Source organism: Micromonospora sp. WMMD729, assembly GCF_049315225.1.
In the GTDB taxonomy this organism is placed as follows: domain Bacteria; phylum Actinomycetota; class Actinomycetes; order Mycobacteriales; family Micromonosporaceae; genus Micromonospora.
This window is the reverse complement of the sequence record NZ_CP186059.1, coordinates 2,801,421-2,820,925: the sequence shown is the minus strand read 5'-3', so window position 1 is coordinate 2,820,925 and position 19,505 is coordinate 2,801,421. Positions and strand designations below refer to the sequence as shown.

At 72.9% G+C, this 19,505-nt stretch carries 22 protein-coding genes and 1 pseudogene; 4 read left to right on the top strand and 19 right to left on the bottom strand.

Annotation, left to right across the window (positions count from 1 at the left end; translation table 11 throughout):
* Positions 1-124: 124 nt before the first annotated feature.
* Both ACN263_RS12945 and ACN263_RS12940 read right to left on the bottom strand, forming a co-directional pair.
* Positions 125-1,420, bottom strand: a complete 1,296-nt coding sequence (locus ACN263_RS12945; protein WP_422740047.1) for a cupin domain-containing protein — start codon at positions 1,418-1,420, stop codon at positions 125-127.
* Between the two features lie 9 nt (positions 1,421-1,429).
* Positions 1,430-1,735, bottom strand: coding sequence for a hypothetical protein (locus ACN263_RS12940; protein ID WP_421470805.1), 306 nt, complete (start codon positions 1,733-1,735; stop codon positions 1,430-1,432).
* A gap of 157 nt (positions 1,736-1,892) precedes the next feature.
* Between ACN263_RS12940 and ACN263_RS12935 the strand changes: the two genes are divergently transcribed.
* Positions 1,893-2,666, top strand: a complete 774-nt coding sequence (locus ACN263_RS12935) for a DUF72 domain-containing protein (protein ID WP_422740046.1) — start codon at positions 1,893-1,895, stop codon at positions 2,664-2,666.
* Between the two features lie 7 nt (positions 2,667-2,673).
* On the opposite strand, the gene ACN263_RS12930 is transcribed toward ACN263_RS12935, so the two are convergent.
* The 3 genes from ACN263_RS12930 to ACN263_RS12920 all read right to left on the bottom strand — a co-directional run bounded on the left by ACN263_RS12930 (position 2,674) and on the right by ACN263_RS12920 (position 4,079).
* Positions 2,674-3,102, bottom strand: coding sequence for a DUF2267 domain-containing protein (locus ACN263_RS12930; protein WP_422740045.1), 429 nt, complete (start codon positions 3,100-3,102; stop codon positions 2,674-2,676).
* Between the two features lie 555 nt (positions 3,103-3,657).
* The gene (locus ACN263_RS12925; protein WP_422740044.1) at positions 3,658-3,906 is read right to left on the bottom strand and encodes a hypothetical protein; all 249 of its coding nucleotides are present in this window, start codon (positions 3,904-3,906) and stop codon (positions 3,658-3,660) included.
* 14 nt (positions 3,907-3,920) lie between these two features.
* The gene (locus ACN263_RS12920) at positions 3,921-4,079 is read right to left on the bottom strand and encodes a hypothetical protein (protein ID WP_422740043.1); all 159 of its coding nucleotides are present in this window, start codon (positions 4,077-4,079) and stop codon (positions 3,921-3,923) included.
* Positions 4,080-4,334: 255 nt separating this feature from the next.
* Between ACN263_RS12920 and cutA the strand changes: the two genes are divergently transcribed.
* On the top strand, positions 4,335-4,658 hold the full coding sequence (gene cutA / locus ACN263_RS12915) for a divalent-cation tolerance protein CutA (protein ID WP_422740042.1): 324 nt from the start codon (positions 4,335-4,337) through the stop codon (positions 4,656-4,658).
* Here cutA and ACN263_RS12910 read toward each other — a convergent pair.
* The 9 genes and pseudogenes from ACN263_RS12910 to ACN263_RS12870 form a co-directional block, all read right to left on the bottom strand.
* Positions 4,633-5,791: pseudogene (locus ACN263_RS12910) on the bottom strand (helix-turn-helix domain-containing protein). The gene cutA and the pseudogene ACN263_RS12910 sit on opposite strands and share 26 nt — an antisense overlap.
* A 260-nt stretch (positions 5,792-6,051) precedes the next feature.
* Positions 6,052-6,921 (bottom strand): DUF72 domain-containing protein, encoded by an 870-nt coding sequence (locus ACN263_RS12905; protein ID WP_422740041.1) that lies wholly within the window; start codon positions 6,919-6,921, stop codon positions 6,052-6,054.
* Positions 6,922-6,970: 49 nt separating this feature from the next.
* Complete coding sequence (locus ACN263_RS12900; protein WP_422740040.1) at positions 6,971-7,369, bottom strand: TraR/DksA family transcriptional regulator; 399 nt, start codon at positions 7,367-7,369, stop codon at positions 6,971-6,973.
* Between the two features lie 150 nt (positions 7,370-7,519).
* Entirely contained in the window at positions 7,520-8,167 is a 648-nt protein-coding gene (locus ACN263_RS12895; protein ID WP_422740039.1) for a uridine kinase, read from the bottom strand.
* Between the two features lie 69 nt (positions 8,168-8,236).
* On the bottom strand, positions 8,237-8,842 hold the full coding sequence (locus ACN263_RS12890) for a winged helix-turn-helix domain-containing protein (protein WP_422740038.1): 606 nt from the start codon (positions 8,840-8,842) through the stop codon (positions 8,237-8,239).
* Between the two features lie 259 nt (positions 8,843-9,101).
* The gene (locus tag ACN263_RS12885; RefSeq protein ID WP_422740037.1) at positions 9,102-9,668 is read right to left on the bottom strand and encodes a winged helix-turn-helix domain-containing protein; all 567 of its coding nucleotides are present in this window, start codon (positions 9,666-9,668) and stop codon (positions 9,102-9,104) included.
* 50 nt (positions 9,669-9,718) lie between these two features.
* Positions 9,719-10,207, bottom strand: coding sequence for a rhodanese-like domain-containing protein (locus ACN263_RS12880; RefSeq protein WP_422740036.1), 489 nt, complete (start codon positions 10,205-10,207; stop codon positions 9,719-9,721).
* A 37-nt stretch (positions 10,208-10,244) separates the two neighbouring features.
* Positions 10,245-10,700 carry a cysteine dioxygenase gene (locus ACN263_RS12875; RefSeq protein ID WP_422740035.1) on the bottom strand — a complete coding sequence of 152 codons (456 nt, stop codon included), beginning with the start codon at positions 10,698-10,700 and terminating at the stop codon, positions 10,245-10,247.
* Positions 10,701-10,807: 107 nt separating this feature from the next.
* Positions 10,808-11,185 carry a signal peptidase I gene (locus ACN263_RS12870; protein WP_422740034.1) on the bottom strand — a complete coding sequence of 126 codons (378 nt, stop codon included), beginning with the start codon at positions 11,183-11,185 and terminating at the stop codon, positions 10,808-10,810.
* Between the two features lie 81 nt (positions 11,186-11,266).
* On the opposite strand from ACN263_RS12870, the gene ACN263_RS12865 reads away from it, so the two are divergent.
* Positions 11,267-11,659: an ankyrin repeat domain-containing protein gene (locus tag ACN263_RS12865; protein WP_422740033.1), complete on the top strand. Its 393-nt coding sequence runs from the start codon at positions 11,267-11,269 to the stop codon at positions 11,657-11,659.
* A gap of 15 nt (positions 11,660-11,674) precedes the next feature.
* Positions 11,675-12,625 carry a DUF3500 domain-containing protein gene (locus ACN263_RS12860; protein ID WP_422740032.1) on the top strand — a complete coding sequence of 317 codons (951 nt, stop codon included), beginning with the start codon at positions 11,675-11,677 and terminating at the stop codon, positions 12,623-12,625.
* Positions 12,626-12,888: 263 nt separating this feature from the next.
* Here the strand turns inward: ACN263_RS12860 and ACN263_RS12855 are convergent, their stop codons facing one another.
* The 5 genes from ACN263_RS12855 to ACN263_RS12835 form a co-directional block, all read right to left on the bottom strand.
* Positions 12,889-13,647 carry a class I SAM-dependent methyltransferase gene (locus ACN263_RS12855; protein WP_422740031.1) on the bottom strand — a complete coding sequence of 253 codons (759 nt, stop codon included), beginning with the start codon at positions 13,645-13,647 and terminating at the stop codon, positions 12,889-12,891.
* A 166-nt stretch (positions 13,648-13,813) separates the two neighbouring features.
* Positions 13,814-14,305, bottom strand: a complete 492-nt coding sequence (locus ACN263_RS12850; protein ID WP_422740030.1) for a DUF2231 domain-containing protein — start codon at positions 14,303-14,305, stop codon at positions 13,814-13,816.
* A gap of 125 nt (positions 14,306-14,430) precedes the next feature.
* A complete protein-coding gene (locus ACN263_RS12845; RefSeq protein ID WP_422740698.1) occupies positions 14,431-15,171 on the bottom strand; it encodes a GAF and ANTAR domain-containing protein in 741 nt (246 codons plus the stop codon).
* Between the two features lie 177 nt (positions 15,172-15,348).
* Positions 15,349-17,640 (bottom strand): accessory Sec system translocase SecA2, encoded by a 2,292-nt coding sequence (secA2, locus tag ACN263_RS12840; protein WP_422740029.1) that lies wholly within the window; start codon positions 17,638-17,640, stop codon positions 15,349-15,351.
* A 76-nt stretch (positions 17,641-17,716) separates the two neighbouring features.
* Positions 17,717-19,483 (bottom strand): ABC transporter ATP-binding protein, encoded by a 1,767-nt coding sequence (locus tag ACN263_RS12835; protein WP_422740028.1) that lies wholly within the window; start codon positions 19,481-19,483, stop codon positions 17,717-17,719.
* Between the last annotated feature and the right edge of the window lie 22 nt (positions 19,484-19,505).

Sequence of the window (19,505 nt, the reverse complement as noted above, 5' to 3'; positions counted from 1 at the left end):
GCGCCCCTTAGCCCCTCCGCCCGCGCCGCCGGCAGGATCGACTCGGTTTCCAGGAAGTCGCGCTGTCCCGTGAGCAGGGACGGCACCGTTTCCGGGAAACCGAGTCGATCACCCGCACCCGCGCTCAGGCCGGCACGACCACGGCCTCGCGCAGCAGCCGGCGGGCCAGGGTGACGCGGTCGGCGTCGTCGGGCAGGCCCGGCAGGTCGCCGACCCGGGTTGCGGCGCCGCTGAGCAGTGCGCGGGTCGCCGGCTCGCAGTCGGCGGGCAGCGTGATCGTACGGTCGAACAGCCGCAGCGCCACCTGGCCGTCTCCGTGCGGCGTGAGCTGCCAGCGCAGGCCCGGCCGCAGGACGAGCCGGGCGTCGGCATCCAGCGCGGCCAGCGCGCCCGCCTGGGCGAGCGGGCGGATCGGCGCCGGACGGGCCGCCGGCCAGGCCCGTTGGCGCAGCCGCGCGGCGACCGCCATCGGGTCGGCCCGCAGCAGCCAGTCGCGCAGCGCCTCCACCGTCTCGGTCAGCTCCGGCTCGATCGCGTCCGGGTCGGCGACGTCGGTGCCGAACGGCAGGCTGGCCCGGAGTCGCTGGTCCTCGGCGGCCAGCGCGAGCAACTCCTCGACCAGCGCGTACCGGGTCAGCGCGCGGATGCCCACGGTCAGGTGCAGCGAGCTGGCCTCCTGCGCCTGGGCGCTGTGCAGCCACCCGCGCGGCAGGTAGAGCGCGTCACCGGGCGCGAGCACCACGTCCAGCGCGGCGGGGCCCTGCGCGGTGGCGCCGACCTCGTCGGCGCGGCCGCCCCACGGCTGCTTCTCCAGCGGGTCGGGCAGCACCGGCGGGTGGATCCGCCAGTGCTTGCGACCGTCCACCTGGAGCACGAACACGTCGTGGGTGTCGTAGTGGGTGGCGAAGCCCTGGCTGCCCGCCGGGGTGAGGTAGGCGTTGACCTGCAACGGCTGGCGCAGCGCGAGGCCCAGGTCGCGGGCGAAGTCCACCAGCGGCGGCCAGATCCGGTGCAGGCCCTGCACCACCAGGGTGGCACCACCGGCGTACTGCTCCAGGACCCGCTCGTCCAGCACCTGGTCGCCGATCTCGGCGCCGGCCCCGCCGCCGCCGGTCCAGCGGGCCGCCGGCACGAGCTGGCCGTCCTTGGCGACGCGCAGGAAAGGGGTACGCAGACCGCGCCGGCTGAGCAGTTCGTCGGCGTCGTCCGGGCTGAACAGGTCGGTGAAGCCGGCCGGGTCGGGCAGTTCGGCGGCGCGGGAGAGCAGCGGGGTGTGGCCCCAGTGCGCGGCGGCGAACTTCGCGGGCTCGACCGACACGCAACGCGCCAGCGCGGCGGTCGCCGCGGCGGACACGTCGTCGGGGGCCACGGACGGAACCGCCGGGCGGCCGTGGCCGCCCGGCGGGTCGAGGTATGTCATGACGTGCCGCTACCGGGCGCTGCCGTCGGCGCCACCGTCCTGGTGACCCGGGGTCGCACCACCATCGGCCGGACCCTCCGCGCCACCATCGGCGCCACCGTCCTGGTGACCCGGCGTCGCACCACCATCGGCCGGACCCTCCGCGCCACCATCGGCGCCACCGTCCTGGTGACCCGGCGTCGCACCACCATCGGCCGGACCCTCCGCGCCACCGTCCGCGCCACCGTCCTGGTGACCCGGGGTCGCACCGCCGTCGGCCGGGCCTTCCAGGCCGCCGCCGCCCATGGTCTGCATGTCGTCGTCGTTGAGTGCCATCGGTACTCCCTCGGGTGTGCCGCCCCGCCGTACGCCGGGGTCCGTCGTGCTGCGGGTGGTACCCCACGCGCGATCTTCTCTAACCCACACCGTAGACGCCGAACCGGGACGACACGGTCGGTTCGCGGGCGGCGGCGCAGAGTGCCAGGATGAGGCGGTGATCCTGGTGGGCACGTCGGGCTGGCAGTACCGGGACTGGCGGGGCCGCTTCTACCCGCAGGGGCTGCCGCAGCGCCTCTGGTTGGAGCACTTCGCGTCGGGTTTTGCCACCGTCGAGGTCAACAACGCGTTCTACCGGCTGCCGGAGCGCGAGACGTTCGCGGCGTGGCGGGAACGGACCCCGGCGGACTTCTGCGTGGCGGTCAAGATGAGCCGCTACCTCACCCACATCAAGCGGCTGCGGGAGCCGGCCGAGCCGGTGGCCCGGTTCCTCGGCCGGGCCACCGCCCTCGGTGACCGACTCGGCCCGGTGCTGCTGCAACTGCCGCCGAACCTGCGGGCGGACGTCGACGCGCTCGACGCGACACTGCGATTGTTCCCGGAGCAGGTGCGGGTGGCGGTCGAGCCCCGGCACCCGTCGTGGTGGACCGACGCCACCCGGGCCGTCCTGGAACGGCGGCGGGCGGCGCTGGTCTGGGCGGATCGCCTCGGTCGGCCGGTGGCGCCGCGCTGGCGGACCACCGACTTCGGCTACCTGCGGCTGCACGAGGGGCGGGCCCGGCCGTGGCCGCACTACGGGCGTACCGCGCTCGGCTCGTGGGTCCGCCGGCTCACCGACGCGTTCGGCGCGGACGAGCCGGCGTACGTCTATTTCAACAACGACCCCGGCGGCGCGGCGGTCACCGACGCCGTCGCGTTCGCGGCGCTGGCCCGCGGGGCCGGCCACCCGGTGTCCCGGGTGCCGTCCCCGCCGGACAGCGCCGCCCGATAGGCCGGTCTCAGGGCAGCATCATGGCGATGTCCTTGGGCATGGTGTCCTTCACGTCCTGCCACTCGCCCTGGGTGACGTGCCGTCGCAGGGTGTCCAGCACCACCTGCGTCACCCGCTCCGCGCCGCCCTCGGCGTCGTACGGGAAGCCCTGGCGGACCTCGTAGAGGAAGTCGTCGCGGTTGAGCTTGATCGGCACGTCGGACGGGTTCCAGCCGTCGAAGTAGATCCCGCGGACCAGCACGGGCAACTGCTGGGCGAACTCGACGCTCTCGTTGACCGCCAGTCGGTCCCGCAGCAGGTGCAGCACCGTGCGCAACGCCGCGTACGACTGGTTGCGCCGCTCCTTCGGCCACCCGTAGGCGTCCTCGATGTCCTTGAGGATCAGGTTGGTCTTGTCCAGCGAACTCTCGAACGCGGAGATCATCGAGTCAGGCATCGGTCGACCCCCGTTCCGTGGCCTCCCAGCGTCGCTCATCGGTGCGTCGCGGCGGTCCCACCGGGCCGCGCCGGGCCCGTACCGGGCTGCCCTGCGGTGCGCGTCGGGCGGTGTCCGCCGCGCCGACAACGTGCAGGACGGCCCCACGCCGTCTGTCCGTCACCAGTCGAACCGTCATCCCCTTCACCTCCGTGTCGTCGCCGGCCGTCGGGCGGCTGTACCCACCGTGCCCACCCTGCCGGGCGAGCGGGTGAGCCGGCCCCACCCGAATCGGGTGAGACGTGGGCGGTGTCAACCGGAGTTGTCACACCGATTCAGACGTCTGAACGGAGGCTTGTCCGTCCTGGCACGGCTGGTCGTCCGTGCTGGTGGTCCTGTGTGCGGGTGGTCCGAGGTGCCACAGGTCGTGCGCGATGAGCTGGCCGAACGCGTCCGCCCACAGCCAGCACCGTCCCCGAGTCCGGCAACGGGGACAGCGGCCGTCTATGGGCCGGTGCGCGATGATGGTCTGCCACCAGCGAAGAGCGAGCGGAGCCCCGGGGGTGGGGGCGGCGCTCACGGACGCTCGCCGGCGGTGGCGGCCAGCACGTCGACGCTGATCAGGAGCTCCCAGCAGAACGGTGTGGTGCAGTCCGCCGTGGGCCAACTGCACTCCGGGCCGTGCCCGTAGACCCAGGCAAAGCGCGGGTCGTGGGAGTCGTGGACGGACACGATGACGATGTCATGGGAGGTCTGGCCCTCGATGCCGGGACTGGGCTGCCACTCGGTGGGCCGCACCGACACCCGGGTGCCGGGGTCGGGCATTGGCCGCTGACTGGTCACCGGACTGGCCCGTCGGTGCTGCTGGCACGTCGGTGTGCCGCCGTGACGGCCCGGACGTGGGCCGGAAGCAACTGCTTCGCCCACGCCTGCTCGACGCTGTGGATGCGCTGGCCGGTGCCGGGCGGGCCACCTCGAGCAGCCATTCGGTCGGTCACGACGGATACGATTCTGTAGATCATCTACACGTCCCTCGGCTTGGGAGCGAAGGCGGCCGTCCCTGTCCAGCGCTGGCGCCCCACCTGTCCTGACGGGACCCCGGCAGTTGATCGGCCATCGTGTCGCGTTCGGATATTCACCACTGCCGTCCCGCAGATGGAACGCTACGGACCGACAACTGTGGTCGGGAGAGAGCGGCTGTCCGCCGCCTGTCCGTACCTGTCCGCGGACACCCACCCCGCTAGCCTGTGCCGGTGAGCGACTACGTGCAGGTGTCAACAGCCGCGCCCACCCGCGAGGCGGCAGTGCAGCTAGCCGAAGGAGCAACAGCGGCGCGCCTGGCCGCAGGCGCGCAGGTGACCGGCCCAGTCACCTGCGTGTTCTGGCACCTCGGCGAGCAGGGCAACGGCGAGGAGTGGCCGGTGCTGCTGTACACCACAGCCGCCCGGTACCCACAACTGGAGGCGTACCTGACCGACGCCCACCCGTGGGATAACCCGCAGATCACCGCCGTGCCTGTCCTTCACGGCTCGGCCGCCTACCTCGAGTGGGTCAGACGGACGGTCGAGGGCGGTTAGACGTTTCGGCGGCCAGCGCCCGCAGCTCAACGACGCAGGCCATGGTGGCGTGCGGCGCTAAGCGGCTGAGGAACGAGTTGAGGCGCTGGGCAGGCCGCACCGACCCGACGCCACCCGCGAGCCGCACGGCGACGGCGGCCGTAGTGCACGCCTGTTCGAGCTCGTTGGCGTCGAGGTAGGCGTCCGCCAGCCACGACAGGTATAGGGACTTATCGCGAGAGTAGGTGTCGTCGAAGCCAGCGAGCGCACCCTCCAGCGCGGGGATGGCGCGCATCGGTCGGTGCAGAACCGTCCAGCACCGCCCGCTCATGATCTCTCCTTCGACGTGGTCAACCCAGTACACCCAGTCGGGTTCAGGCCGGCTGTCCTGTTCGGTGAGGCAGGTGGTGCCCTGGCCGAGATGCCGGTCGGCTGCATCGGCGTTCCCGGCTACCGCGTACGCCCAGGCGGTCCGCAGGTGCAGTAGCGCCCGAACGGTGGGTGTGGCCGAGGCTGCGGCGTCGCATCCGGCGGTGGCGGTTTCGGCGGCGGGGTGGCCCAGTGCGAGTTGCTGGTAGGCGAGGAACGCGTAGGCGTTGCCCGCGAGGGCGTGGGCGACGGCGTCTCGGGCGGCGGCGGTACAGCCGGTCAGCCTCGGCGTGCCGACCGGCGTCGAATGCCGCCCATCCTGCAAGTTGCGCTTGCTCGGCGAGAATGGCGAGGAGTTGCAGGCCTACGGACTCGCTGTAGGAGCCGTTCTTCAGGAGCCGGGTGGTGGAGTCGACTTCGGCCGCGTACAGGTGCTGGGTGTCGGCGCCGCCCAGGAAGTTGTCGAGACGGCGTAGCCGGGCGGTCCGCTCCGCCAGCCTCGCGGTGGTGCCCGGGCTCACGTAACGGCCGTGGTTGAGCAAGGCTTGCGGGAGGGCCGCGGCAAGGCCAGCGGCGGCCACGAATTCACGACGCCGGATGGTGGGCCGGGCAGCGAGCGCCACGAGTTCCCCATCGGCATTGAGCGCGTCGTCGACGCGCTGCGCGACGTGAGCGGTGGGCGCTTTCACGCCGGTCTCCAGCTCGTGGAGGTAGGACTTGCCGTGGAAGGTGAGCTTGGCGAGATCGCGCAGGGAGATGCGCCGGGCCTGGCGAAGCTCTCGCATCCGCTCGGCGAATGACGGTTCGGTCACGGCGAGCCTGCTTTCGGGGTGGAGGGCCCTATGGCGGCGCTGTCGGCCTCTGCCCACCGGGCCGCCATGCCGAAGGTACCGCCCTTGTTCGTGGCTCGTCACGCTCCGGCACGCCGAGGCCAGCACCCCGTATCAGGTCTCAATCGCGTACCCCAACAGCGTCTGGGTCCGTGCCATGTCCCCGAACCGAGCCGCGAACAGCTTCCCACCCAGCATGCGGAGGCAAGCAGGTCCTACCCGTTCAGTAAGCCAATGAGTGTTGACGCGTTCGTCTGCGCGTAGTCGCGGTAACAGTTGTTCATGAGGACGTGGGTCTGGCCGGCGGAGTCGGCCAGCTCGCGCAGCTTCGGCGCCCAGTCCTTGAGCTCCCGCTTGGAGTAGTGGTAGCCGAACTTCTCGTGGATGTCCTTGCTGGTCCACTTGTCGCTGTGGCCGTGGAAGCGCATCACGGCCAGGTCGCCGGTGGCGGCCAGCACCGGGGGCACCGACGAGCGGTGCCCCTGCGGCATGTCCACGCAGACGTACGACAGGTCGTGCTCGCGCAGGAACGACAACGTCTCGTCGGCGTTGTCGCCGTCGAACCAGGACGCGTGCCGGAACTCGTAGACCGGACGCAGTGGCGCGCAGCGCTTCGCCACCTCCAGCAGGTACTGCTTGTTGGCCCGCTTGATGGTGAACCAGGGCGGGAACTGGAACAGCAGCGCGCCCAGCTTGCCCGCCTCGACGAGGGGGTCCAGCGCGGACAGGAACCGCGTCCACACCTCCTCGTACGACTGCGCGGGCAGGTCGTCGGGGTAGACGTTCTTCTTGTCCGTCTCCGGCCGCAGGTCCTTGTAGAGCGCGCTGACCTTCGTGGGGTGGCCGGTCAGCAGGCTGAACGCCTTGATGTTGAAGGTGAACCCGGCCGGCGTGCGGTCGACCCACAGGCGAGCGGTCGACTCGGCGGGCGGCGAGTAGTAGGTCGCGTCCACCTCGACCAGCGGGAACTGCCGCGCGTAGTACGCGAGACGTTTCTCGGGGTTGTCCGCGGTCTGCGGATACCAACCCGAGTCGAGCAGTGTGCGGTCGGTCCAGGACGCGGTACCCACCAGGATGTCACCCATGGGTGGAGTCCATCGCGTCGTGGACCGACCGGCAACCGCTGCTTCTCGCTCAGGCCGCCCGTCGTTCGCGGGTCTGCTTGCAGGTGACGCAGGTGGTGGCGGCCGGGAAGATCTCCAGCCGCTCGACCGGGATGGCCGCCTTGCAGCCCTCGCACCAGCCGTAGGTGCCCTCGGCGAGGCGGCCCAGGGCGTGCTCGTACTGGGCGCGTCGGTCGAGGATCGTGCGCAGGAGGGACTGGGCGGTGTCCCGCTCGGCCGTCTTGGTGCCGCTGTCGGCCTGGTCGTCGCCGGCGGTGTCACCGACCTCCACCAGCCGCAGCACCTGGCTCTGCAGGACGGCCTGGTCGTACTCGGCGGTCAACTCGTCGTACCGCGCCTGGAGGGACTGCCGGATCTGGTCGATCTCCGTCTGGGAGCGGCCGGTGCCGACCGTGTCGTGGACGAGCATCGCTGCCTGCCTTTCCTGGCCTGTCGTTCACGTGAACCGGGTCCGGCGGCGTGGAGCCCCGGTAGCGGTCGCATGCGGTACGCGGGCGATCACCCGCGCTCTGTGAGCCGGGCGAGTACCCGCCGGACGGGGCCCGCAAACGAGCCAATTTCAGCCCGCGTCGGTGGCCTCGACGAGCGCGGGATGGCGGGGGTCGTCGGCGCGGACGACCACGTCGGCGAAGCTGGCGGGGACCACCTCGTCGGCGTACCGGTCGAAGGCCGGCAGGGTCCACCCCTGAGCGGGATCGGTGCGGCGGCGCAGCGCCGGCGCGGACACCTGAAGGTGGACGGTCACGTCGAACGGCAGCGCGCCGCCGAGCAGGAGCGCGCCGCTGACCAGGACCACGCCACCCGGCGGCAGATCGACATACGCGGCACGGCTGGCCCGGTCGGCGACCGGGTCCCAGAGCGACGGCAGCATCCGCCCGTCGCCGCCGGGACCGGCCGGGTCGAGCACCTCGCGGCGCAGGCCGGCCTCGTCGAGCCAGCCCTCGTAGTAGGCGTCCGGGTTGGTGCGGCCGAGTTCGAAGCGCAGCGACGCGGGTCGCAGGAAGTCGGCGGCGCGGACGTGCAGCACCGGGCGGCCCCGGGCGCGCAGCGGGTCGACCAGCGCGGCGGCCAGCTCGTCCGGGCCGGCGGCGGGAGCGCCGTCGACGGCGACCCGCAGCCGGGCGGGCTCGACGGTGGCCGAGGCGTCGGCGAGGCGGCCGGTCAGTTCGGCGACGAGCAGGTCGGGCGAGATGGGACGGATGCGCACGGGTCCATCCTGCCCGGGCGCGCGGACAGCGGTGACGGCCCGGCCGGCCGGTCGAACGGGTGGTGGCGGTCAGCCGGTGCGGTCGACGGTGACGCGCGCGTCGTCGGCCAACCGGTAGCCCACGCCGTAGACGGTGGTGACCAGGGGTACGTCGACGCCGACCTTGCCGCGCAGCCGGCGCACGTGCACGTCGACGGTGCGCACCCCGGCGTGCTCGTAGCCCCACACGGCGTTGAGCAGTTGTAGCCGGGTGAAGACGCGGCGGGGGTGGGCGACCAGGTGCAGCAGCAGGTCGAACTCCAACCGGGTCAGCGGCAGCGGCTCGTCGTCCCGCAGCACCGACCGGGACGACGCCAGGATGTGCAGGGAGGGAATCGTCGGGGTGAGCGCCCGTACGGGTGACCGGTTGGCCGGCACACCGTCGGCGCGGCGCTCGGCCGGAACGGAGCTGGTGATCACACCCTCGCCGCGTTCGAGCAGCTCACGGGCGGCTTCGAGCAGCCGCAGGGCCGGCGGCGTCAGCGACTCCTCGCAGGTCAACGGGATGGACAGCGTCACGGTGAGCACGGGCGCGGCGGTGTTCGCCGGGCGGCGTTGACCGCCGGGAGGCCGACCGGGCACCGCGGGTTGGGACGTATGCCATCCGGCGCGCGACGAGGCGGGGCTGACCGACATGGTCCTCCTTGGGCTGGTCCGGGTATCTCCCCACGGCCCGGGACGCCGCTTCATCGATGCTTCCCGGCGCCCGGGCGAGGGTCAAGAGGCGGCTGCGTTGCATGAATGTGACAATTGACGGACGCATCGGAGCCAGACGCTCGCTCTGCGTACGAAGCCAGATGATTACAGCAGAGCCGCCAAGATGCCCCGTTACGGGGGTCCCCGTCCTGTTCACCATGCGGATGCCGCCGCCTTCGCCGCCGGCCACCCGACCCGCTCAGCGGGTGTGGTCCACGCTGATCCGCGCCTCGTCACCGAGGCGGTAACCCACCCCGTAGACGGTGGTGACCACCTCCGCACCGGCGAGCTTGGCGCGCAGTCGCCGGACGTGCACGTCCACCGTGCGGGCCACCGCGTGCTCGTAGCCCCAGACGTTCGAGAGCAGTTGCAGGCGGGTGAAGACCCGGTGCGGGCGTTCGGCGAGAAAGAGCAGCAGGTCGTACTCGATGCGGGTGAGGGCGACCACCCGGTCGCCGTGCCGGACGGTCCGCGAGCCGGCCAGGATGCGCACGTCGGCGGCGTCGGCCGCCGCGGGCGGTTCGACGGCGGCGGGGCGCGCGAGCGGTCGCGGCGTCGGCGGTACGTCGTCGGTCGGGTCCAGCCGACCCTCTCCGGACTCGGCCAGCTCGCCGAGCAACTGCACCAACCGGGCCAGGCGGGGGCTCATCGGCCCGGGGGCCAGGTCGAGGGTGATGGTGAGGGTCGGGCCGGTACGCGGACGGCCGACGACCCGTCCCGGGTGCGCGGGCGAGTAGGGACGGGTGGGGATCGCGACGACGGACATCGTGCCTCCTGAGATGCGGTACGCCCGCCACGCCCGGTGCGGCGTGGGGGTCAGCGGCGCGCCCGGCCGGCGGTGACCGGGGGCGCGAGGGGGGTTGCGCGGTGCAGGGGGGTCGGGCCGAGCGCGGGCAGGCCGGCGATGCGCCAGGCGGCGAACCCGCCGTCCACATCGGTGGCCCGGTGCAGGCCGATGTCCTGCAACGCGGCGGCGGCCAGCGACGAGGTGTAGCCCTCCTGGCAGAGGATCACCACCGGCACGTCGTAGTCGACGGCCTCGGGCAGCCGGGCCGGGCAGCGCGGGTCGAAGCGCCACTCCAGCACGTTGCGCTCGACGGTGAGCGCGCCGGGCACGACGCCGTGCGCGCCGCGCTGGGCCGCCGGTCGGATGTCGACCAGCAGGGCTCCGGCCCGGTACGCCAGGTGCGCCCGCTCCGGGTCCAGCCGGTCGAGCCGGGCTCGCGCGGCGGCCAGGATCTCGTCGATGCCCCGGGAGCCCGGCGGTGGCACGGGCGCCGGACAGTGCTCGGCGGTGAGCTGCATTATCGGTTCCTTCCGGGAGAGAGAGGGTTGGGGCGAATCACCAGGAGCGGCCGGCCTCGGCGACCTCGGCGGCGCGCAGCCGCCCGTCGTGCAGGTCGTAGCGGGTCATTCGGCGCAGGGCCGGCCGGTAGACGTGCACGCTGACCGCCGGCTCCGCGCCGCGGTTGGTGACCCGGTGGACGTGCCGGACGCCGAAGCGCCGGCCGGTCCCGGCGGGCAGCACCCGGGGCAGCAGCCGGCCCCGGCTCACCGTCTCCTCGGTGAGCGCGCCGGACACCACCCGGAACGCGCCCGCGGAGCCGCCGTGGTCGTGCAGGTCGGTGCCCTGGCCGGGCAGCCAGCTCAGCGCCCACACCTCGTGGTCGTCGGCGGTGGCGAGCCGGGCGTACCAGCGCTCGCTGGGATCGAAGCACAGTGGGACCGGCCAGCCGGCCGGGTCGGCCCAGCGGGCGGCGACGGCGAGCAGATCGGTGGCCGGGCGATCGTGGGTCATCGGTGGTTCCTCGCAGGTCGGTGCGGGGGGTGCCTCCGTACTCTAGCCGGCAAAGCCTATAGGTTTAGTAGGTAATTCCACATGCCGGGACCCGAGCCGCATTTCGCTCAGCGCAGGATTGGCGGCTCCACCCGGTAACCCGGCAGCGACGGCCACCGCACCGTCAGCACCACCGAAGCCCGCTCGGCGTACCAGGAGTGGTCCACCCCGCGCGCCCACACCACGTAGTCCCCGGGCGCGGCCAACCGGACCGTCCGGTCCGGCAACTCCACCCGGAAACATCCCTCCACGAGCACCAGCAGGGTGGTGCGGCGCTCCCCCGTCGCCCAGCGCGAACGGGCCTCGCCGGGCGGATGCACGCCCCACTTCACCTCGACGTCGGTACTGTGCCGGATCTCGCCCGGCGGCGCGAAGTGCCCGAGCAGCCAGCCGCCATTGCCGACGCCGTCGACGCCCGCGTTGCCCACGTAGACCATCTCGTCCATCAGGCCCTCCCCCACGTACCGGCCGAGCAACCTATCAGGGCCTCGGCGACAGGACGCGGGTCAGCGCCCTAACCTGGACCGGTGACCGACGACCTCGACGCCGAGACCCTGGCGTTCGCGCACCGGATGTTCGACCTGGCCCGCGCGGGCGCCACCGAGGACCTGGCCGCCCAGGTCGACGCCGGCCTGCCGGTCAACCTCACCAACGACAAGGGCGACACCCTGCTGATCCTGGCCGCCTACCACTCCCACCCCGACACGGTGGCCGCGCTGCTGGACCGGGGTGCGGACCACACCCGTACCAACGACCGTGGGCAGAGCGCCCTGGCCGCCGCGGTCTTTCGCAGCAGCGCCGACGCGGTCCGCGCGCTCCTCGCCGCCGGGGCCGACCCGGCGTACGGCAATCCCTCCGCCCTGGAGACCGCGCAGTTCTTCGACCTGCCGGAGATGGTGCGGCTGCTACAGGCCGACTGACGGTATACAGAGGCGGTGGAAGATCCTCTGCCCGAACAGATGCGCGCCGCCGGCAGCGCTCTGCTGACCGCGCTCGACCCCGCGACCCGCGTCGACGCGACGTACCCGTTCGACGACGAGCCGGCCCGGCGCTGGCTGGAGTACCGGCCACGCCCGCGCCCCGGCGTCTGCCTCGCCGGGCTGGACATCGCCGGGCGCAAGGCCGCGCACCGGCTGCTGGCCACCGCGCTCAGCCCGTCGGCGTACGCCCAGGCCATGGTGATCATCGCGCTCGAAGAGGTGCTGGACCGGGCCGAGGGGTGGCGTCGCGGACGACACAGCGGCGACTACTGGATCGCCGTGTTCGGTGACCCGACGCGCGACGACCGCTGGGCGTGGCGGCTCGAAGGGCACCACCTGTCGGTGACCATGACGGTGGTGGACGACCAGGTCTCGCCCGCGCCGGTCTTCTTCGGCGCCAACCCGGCCGCGGTGCGCTACGCCGGTCGGGCCGTCTCCCGACCGCTCGGCGTCGAGGAGGATCTGGGTCGCGCCCTGCTGGACGCGCTGGGCCCCGCCGGACGGGCCGCCGCGATCATCGCCGACGACGCGCCGACGGACATCATCAGCGCCACCCGCTCCCGGGTCGACGGGCCACTGGAACCCCTCGGCGTACCGGCCGACCGGCTCGGCCCCACCGGCCGGGCGCTGCTCGACCAGATCGTCGCGCTCTACCTGGACCGGCTGCCGCCCGAGTTGGCCGTACCCGAGGCGACCCGCCTGGCCGGCAGCCCGCTGCACTTCGCCTGGGCCGGCCCGACCACCCCGGGGCAGCGCCACTACTACCGGGTGCAGGGCGATGACCTGTTGATCGAGTACGACAACACCAGCGACGACGGCAACCACGCACACACCGTGCTCCGCCGCCCCACCAGCGACTTCGGCGCCGACCTCCTAGCCACCCACCACAAAACCCACCCCCACTAACACTCCCCCTCCTTCTCCCCCGCCCCCCGTCCCCCGCCCTCCGCCCTCCGCCCTCCGCCCTCCGCCCCCGTCGATCATGGGGTTGTGGTGGGGACAAAGGGCGTGCTCAGGCGCATAACGCCCACCACAAGTTCATGATCGACGGCGGCGCGCTGTCTCTTGCGTCGATCTTGCGGTTTCTGTGGCGACCAAAGGTGCTGATGGGGGCATAACGCCAACAGAAAGTGCAAGATCGGCGAGGTGATGGGGGCGCGGGGCGCGGGTTAGGGGTGGGTTGCTTGTAGGAGGAAGCGGTGGGCTTGGGCGGCGAAGGGGCCCTGCTCGGTGATGCGGCGGTGCAGGGCCAGCAGGGCGGGGCGGTGGCGGTCCACGGTGAAGCCGGGCACGGTCCACACCACCTTGCGCAGGAACCAGACCACCGCGCCGATGTCGTGGAACGTCGCGCGCAGCGTGGCCCGGCGCAGGTCGACCACCGTCAGGCCGGCGGCCTCGGCGGCGGCCACCGCGTCCTCGGGGTGCCGGCTGTCCGGCGGGGGCAGCGGGCCGAGGATCGCCTCGCTCAACTCCCGCATGGTGCCCGCGCCGATCTGCTGCGACAGGTACGTCCCGCCCGGGCGCAGCACCCGGGCCGTCTCCGCCCAGTCGGTGCGTACCGGGTGTCGGCTGACCACCAGGTCGAACGCGTCGTCCCGGAACGGCAGCGCCGAGTCCGGCGCGACGGCCACCACCGTCGCGCCGAGCGGGCGCAGGTTCCGCCGTGCCACCGGGACGTTCGGCGGCCACGCCTCGGTGGCCACCAGCACCTTCGGCGGGTCTGGGGTCTCGGCAAGCACCTCGCCGCCGCCGGTGTCGACGTCCAGCGCCGCGTGGGCGCGGGCCATCCGCTCACCGACCAGCCGGGCGTACCCCCAGGGTGGACGCTCCTCGGTGGCCCGTCCGGCCAACCACTCGAACCCCCAGCCGTCGACGGGCGCGGCGGCGGCCTCCGCGATCAGTTCGTCGGCGGTACGCGCGTCAGTCACGGCGCTCAGCCTCGCCGGCCCGCCGCCCGGGCGACAAGCCATTTACCCAGGGCTTGATCGACTCGGGGTCCTGGAAGCCGTCCTGTCATCGAACCGCCGACGCCCCGTCTTTCCAGAAGCCGAGTCGATCACGCGAACCGGAGACGGCGACGCGGCACAGCCCCCGTCACGGGCGGGGGCGGACGACCTCGACCGTGCCACCGGCGAGGGTGTCCAGGCTGCCGGTCTCGACGCGACCGCCGTCGAACTGGCGCATGAGCCGCGCGCCCAGGTACACGCCGACCCCGCCGGCGGCCAGCGCGAGCAGCTCGGTGGTCAGGATCGCGGCCGTCGCGCCACGGTCCGGCGAGTGGGCGCGGACCAGGCTGGTGACCAGGAACAGGCCCGCCATGGCCGCGTTCACCAGGTTGAAGGCGATGGCGGTACGGCGGGTGCCGTCGACCGGCACGTCCCACAGGTCGACCATGCCCGCGATCGCCGTCATGGCGGCGGCGAAGAGGGCGGCGACGCCGGTCCAGTAGCCGACCTCGCCGAGGAAGACCGGCCCGCCGATCACGTCGGTCAGGTCGAAGACCGTGGCGCTGACGAAGAGCCCGAGCGGGAACGTCACCAACATCGGTTGGATGGGGTGCCCCTGCACCCGCAGCCGGCTCTGCATCGGTCCTCCCCAGGGTCAGTGCAGTCCATCGGTACCAGACTGCTACCCGAGCCCTCGGGCGGTGAAACGATGCCGCCCGACTCGCCGCCGACCGGGAGAACGGGCATCACCGGGCCGGTCGGCGGTCAGCTCTCGCGGGGACGGGAGACCGTCCGGACGAGCCGCTCGGCCACCTCACGCAGCGGTATGTCCAGCGACGAGGCGGCGGTACGCAGCACGTCCAGGGCCTCGACGGCCGGGCACCCCCGCTGCGTCATGATCACCCCGATCGCCTGGCCCACCACACCCTCGTGCAGGAGCGACGCGTCGCGCTCACCGGCGAGCGCCTGCTGGCGGCCCCGGTCCCGGACGGCGGCCAGCAACAGACCGGCGTGTTCGGCGAGCAGCATCGCGGTGAGTTGGTGCTGCGGGGTGAGCACGTCGGGCGCGGCGGCGTACAGGTTGATCGCCCCGATCACCTGGTCGTCGATGTCGACCGGCGCGGAGATCACCCCACGGACGCCGAGGTCGCGGGCGCGGGGCGTCCAGTCCGGCCACCGCGCCTCGCCGGTCAGGTCGACCGCGAGGATCATCTCGCGGCGTCGGATCGCCTCCATGGCCGGGGAGTCCGGTCCGTGGCGCAGGTCGTCGAGGCCGGCCATCCGGTCGTCGGAGGCGGCCACGCCGGCCGGCTCGCCGGCGCGCAGCGCGGTGAATCCGCACCAGCGCACCCCGGCCACCGCGTCCCGGGTGACCCGGACCAGCGCCAGCAGCGCCTCATCGAAATCGGTCAGGCCGATCAGGCCGGCGGTCAACTCCCGCAGCAGCGCGGCCGTCTCCAGCACACCGAGTCGTTCGACCACGGGTTCCTGCGTGTCCAGGTTCACCGTCGCACTGCCCTCGTGTGCCCTCGCGCGCATCCGGACATCGTCGTCACGTGTGCCATCGTCTGCTCTCTTCCGCCTTGACCGACCCGCCCTACTACCCTCGCAAACCGGGATCGAAACGGCGCAAGGAGGGGCCTCCGCCCTACCCGGGGGTACGGCGGAGGCCCCGCGAGCCGATCAGCGTGAGGCGCCGCTGAGCCGCCGCCCGATCGAGGCGATCAGCCGGTCGAGCTCGGAGCCGAACGGGTTGTCGTGGACCAGGTACGTCCAGGTGGCGGTCGGCCGGACCAGGGTGCCGTCGTCGGGCTGCCAGTCCTCATCGAATTCGGTCTCGGTGAAGGTGGCGATGGTGCGCGCCTCGATCTCCGGGACGAGGTTGTTGAACGCCGGCACGGCCGCCCGGTGGAACTCGTCGAGCGGGTCGAGCCGCCCCAGGGCCCGCAGGTGCACGCCCTCGCGCACCTCGGACAGCTCGGCCAGGTGCTCGGCCCAGAGCCGGTCCAGGTGGAACAGGGCGATCGACCGGGCCGCCCGGGCGAGCAGGTCCTCGTCCATCTCGCCGGCCTTCTCGGGCACCTTGTCCAGCAGCATCAGCGCCGCGACGTCGCTGGTGAGCAGCCGCTCCCGGCGGGCGGCGAGGGCCTTGCGCTGCTGCTCGATCACCACGCTGTAGCGCCAGGTGTTGCGGTGGATCTCGTGGTTGACGCCCTCGGCGACCCGCTGGGCGTGCTCCACCGCGTAGTCGACCTGCTCGTCGGTGACCAGGCCGTCCGCGTTCATCCGTGGCGACGGCGGCACCGCGTCGGCGGCGTGCCGGACGACCAGGTCGTCCTCCAGGCTGACAAAGAAGACCGAGCCACCCGGGTCGCCCTGCCGGCCGGCGCGGCCCCGCAACTGGTCGTCGACGCGGCGGCTGTCGTGCCGGCCGCTGCCGATCACGTAGAGGCCGCCCAGCTCGGCCACCCGGTCCCGGTCGGCCTGGTCGCTGCCGCCGAGTCGGATGTCGACGCCCCGACCGGCCATCTGGGTGGAGACCGTCACCGCGCCGTACGCGCCGGCCTCGGCGATGATCGCCGCTTCCTCGTCGTCGTTCTTGGCGTTCAGCACCACGCAGGACACGCCGGCCGCGTTGAGCCCGGCGGCCAGCGCCTCGGACTCCTTGACGTCCAGGGTGCCGACGAGCACCGGCCGCCCGGCGTCGTGGCAGCGGCGGATCTCGTCGATCAGCGCCTCGTCCTTCTCGGCGCGGGTGGCGTAGATCCGGTCCGGCTCGTCCTCGCGGATGCACGGCGTGTTCGGGGGGATCACCGCGACCTCGAGGTCGAAGAATTCCCGCAACTGGTCGCCGACCAGCACCGCGGTGGCGGTCATGCCGCACACCTTCGGGTAGAGCGCGATGAACGCCTGCACGGCGATGGTGCCGAGCACCTCGCCCTCGGCGGTGGCGTCCAGCCCCTCCTTGGCCTCGACCGCCGCCTGGAGCCCGTCGGGCCAGCGACGGCGCTGGGCCACCCGGCCGCGCATCTCGTCGATCAGCTCGACCGAGCCGTCCCGGACGATGTAATCCACGTCACGGTGCAGCAGGGTCTGGGCGTGCAGCGCTACGTGGACCGCGGAGAGCTGCTCGACGTGCTCCTCGTCGTACAGGTCGATGCCGAGCTTGGCCTCGACGGCGGCCAGGCCGGTGGAGGTGAAGGCCACGCTGCGCCCGTCCTCGGCGATCGTGTAGTGCCGACCCTTGCGCAGGCCGCGCACCAGCGCGGCGGCGGCGTGCACCGGGTCCTGCTCGCCCGGCACCGCGCCGGCGAGCACCATCGGCACCCGGGCCTCGTCGATCATGATCGAGTCGGCCTCGTCGATGATCGCGGTGGTGAGCACCGGCTGCACGCGGTCCTCGACGTCGGTGACGAGCTGGTCGCGCAGGTAGTCGAAGCCCGCCTCGCTGACCGAGACGTAGGTGACGTCGCAGGAGTACGCATCCCGGCGCTCCTGCGGCGTGGACGCCTCGTTGACCCAGCCCACGGTCAGGCCAAGCAGCTTGTAGACGGGCTCCATCCACTGGGCGTCGCGGCGGGCCAGGTAGTCGTTGACGGTGAGCACGTGCACCGGCCCGTTGCCCAGCCGGACGTGCCCGTACGCCGCGATGGTGGCGGTCAGGGTCTTGCCCTCACCGGTGGCCATCTCGGCGACCTTGCCGGAGAGCAGCGCCATCGCGCCGAGCAGCTGCACGTCGTACGGTCGCTGGTCGAGGCCCCGACGGGCGGCCTCGCGGCCGACCGCGCAGATCTCCTCGTAGCCGACGGCGGTGCCGGCGGCCTCGGTCAACTCGGCGTCGTCAAGCGCGGCGAGGTTGTCCTCGCGCGCCTCGATCGCCGGCAGCAGCTTCTCCAGCGGAGCAAGATCCACGGTTGATCCCGGGCGCTGGAGGAAACGCCGGAACTTGCTCTTGAACCGTTGCGACACACCCATGAGCGGCAACGGTACGCGATTCTGGCCGACACGGGCGGCCCGGCTGCCCGGCAAGTTGCCCGCGTCGGGGAGACGGTCAGGCGACCAGCAGTTGGTGGGTGGCCAACTCCCGGTAGAGGGGGTCGGTGGCGGTCAGTTCGGCGTGGGTGCCCACGGCCACCACCCGGCCGCCGTCGAGCACGACGATCTGGTCGGCGTCCACCACGGTGGCGAGCCGGTGCGCCACGATCAACAGCGTGCGGCGGACCGCCACCGCGTCGATGGCGCGGCGCAGCGCGGCCTCGTTGCGCGCGTCCAGGTTGCTGGTCGGCTCGTCGAGCAACAGCACCGGCGGGCCGGCCAGCAGCGCCCGCCCGATGGCCAGCCGCTGCCGCTCGCCCCCGGAGAGCAGCACCCCGCCCTCGCCCACCTGCACGTCGAGGCCGAGCGGGGTGCGCTCGGCCAGGTGGGTGAGGTTGACCTCGTCGAGGACCTCACGCAGCCGGTCGTCCGTCGCGTCGGGGGCGGTGATCAACAGGTTCTCGCGCAGCGTGCCGGCGAGCACCGGCGCCTCCTGCTCCACGTAGCCGAGCCGGGCCCGCAACGCGTCGCGGGGCAGCTCGCGCACGTCGACGCCGTCGACCCGGACCGCGCCGGCGCTCACCTCGTAGAAGCGCTCGACCAGGGCCAGCAGCGTCGACTTGCCGGCGCCCGACGGGCCGACCAGGGCGGTACGGGTGCCGGCCGGCACCGCGAAGCTGACGTCGTGCAGCACCGGCGCGCCCCCCGGGTAGCCGAACCCGACCCGGTCGAACTCGATCATGGGCACCGGCCGGCGCGGGGTGGTCGTCGCGGTTCCGGCCGTCGGCGCGTCCACCGCGCCCTCCGCCGGCACGGCCAGGATCTCCTCGATCCGCTGCAACGCGCCCAGACCGGACTGCAACTGGGTGTACGCGCGCAACACCTGACCCAGCGGCAACGCCAGAAGGAACAGGTACATGACGAAGGCGACCAGGTCGCCGACGGAGATCGCCCCGGCGGCGACCCGCGCCCCGCCGATGCCGAGCACCAGCAGGAACGCTCCCTGCACGGTCACCGAGCCGATCGGGCCGATCAGCGCCTGCACCCGGGCCACCCGCAGCCCCGCCGCGTACGCCTCGCGGGCGCTACCGGCGACGGTGTCCGCCTCCCGGGCCTCGGCCCGGCTGGCCCGGATGGTCCGGGCCGCCGAGATGGCCCGCTCCACCGCCGAGGTCATCTCGCCGACCCGCTCCTGGGCGGCCCGCGCCAGCGCCCGGACCCGCCGGGCGAAGGTCGCCGCGAAGCCCAGCCCGAGGCCCACCCCGAGCAGGGTGACGCCGAACAGCAGCGGGTCGAGCAGCACCATCGCGGTGCCCGCCCCGACCACCATCACCGCCCCGGTGACCACCTCGAACAGCCCGGAGGTGACCACCGCCCGCAGCAGGGTGGTGTCCGAACCCACCCGGGAGAGCAGGTCACCGGTGCGCCGCTGGTCGTACTCGGCGATGGGCAGCCGCAGCAGGTGGGCCGCCAGCCGTCGCCGGGTGCCCAGCACCAGCCCTTCGGCGGTGCGTTGCAGCAGGTAGTCGCGCAGCCCGCCGATCGCCGCGCCGAGCACCACCAGTCCCACCAGCGCGACCACCAGCCACCAGACCGGGTGTGCGCGGCCGATCCGGTCGAGCACCGACCGGGTGAGCAGCGGCTGGGCCAGCGACGCCGCCGAACCGGCCAGCGACAGCACGCCCACCACGACGAGGGTGCCCCGGTGCTCCCGCAGGTACGGCAGCAGGGAGCGCAGGCCTACCGGTCGGCTCTCGGGCGGCGTGGCCGTCGGGGTGCTCATGGGGCGAACGGTAGCGGGCCAG

Excerpts from the sequence above, each read along its gene's own strand:
- ACN263_RS12945 (WP_422740047.1), bottom strand. The coding sequence starts at position 1,420 with ATGACATACCTCGACCCGCCGGGCGGCCACGGCCGCCCGGCGGTTCCG.
- ACN263_RS12940 (WP_421470805.1), bottom strand. The coding sequence starts at position 1,735 with ATGGCACTCAACGACGACGACATGCAGACCATGGGCGGCGGCGGCCTG.
- ACN263_RS12930 (WP_422740045.1), bottom strand. The coding sequence starts at position 3,102 with ATGCCTGACTCGATGATCTCCGCGTTCGAGAGTTCGCTGGACAAGACC.
- ACN263_RS12925 (WP_422740044.1), bottom strand. The coding sequence starts at position 3,906 with ATGCCCGACCCCGGCACCCGGGTGTCGGTGCGGCCCACCGAGTGGCAG.
- ACN263_RS12905 (WP_422740041.1), bottom strand. The coding sequence starts at position 6,921 with ATGGGTGACATCCTGGTGGGTACCGCGTCCTGGACCGACCGCACACTG.
- ACN263_RS12900 (WP_422740040.1), bottom strand. The coding sequence starts at position 7,369 with ATGCTCGTCCACGACACGGTCGGCACCGGCCGCTCCCAGACGGAGATC.
- ACN263_RS12890 (WP_422740038.1), bottom strand. The coding sequence starts at position 8,842 with ATGTCGGTCAGCCCCGCCTCGTCGCGCGCCGGATGGCATACGTCCCAA.
- ACN263_RS12885 (WP_422740037.1), bottom strand. The coding sequence starts at position 9,668 with ATGTCCGTCGTCGCGATCCCCACCCGTCCCTACTCGCCCGCGCACCCG.
- ACN263_RS12880 (WP_422740036.1), bottom strand. The coding sequence starts at position 10,207 with ATGCAGCTCACCGCCGAGCACTGTCCGGCGCCCGTGCCACCGCCGGGC.
- ACN263_RS12875 (WP_422740035.1), bottom strand. The coding sequence starts at position 10,700 with ATGACCCACGATCGCCCGGCCACCGATCTGCTCGCCGTCGCCGCCCGC.
- ACN263_RS12870 (WP_422740034.1), bottom strand. The coding sequence starts at position 11,185 with ATGGACGAGATGGTCTACGTGGGCAACGCGGGCGTCGACGGCGTCGGC.
- ACN263_RS12850 (WP_422740030.1), bottom strand. The coding sequence starts at position 14,305 with ATGCAGAGCCGGCTGCGGGTGCAGGGGCACCCCATCCAACCGATGTTG.
- secA2 (WP_422740029.1), bottom strand. The coding sequence starts at position 17,640 with ATGGGTGTGTCGCAACGGTTCAAGAGCAAGTTCCGGCGTTTCCTCCAG.
- ACN263_RS12835 (WP_422740028.1), bottom strand. The coding sequence starts at position 19,483 with ATGAGCACCCCGACGGCCACGCCGCCCGAGAGCCGACCGGTAGGCCTG.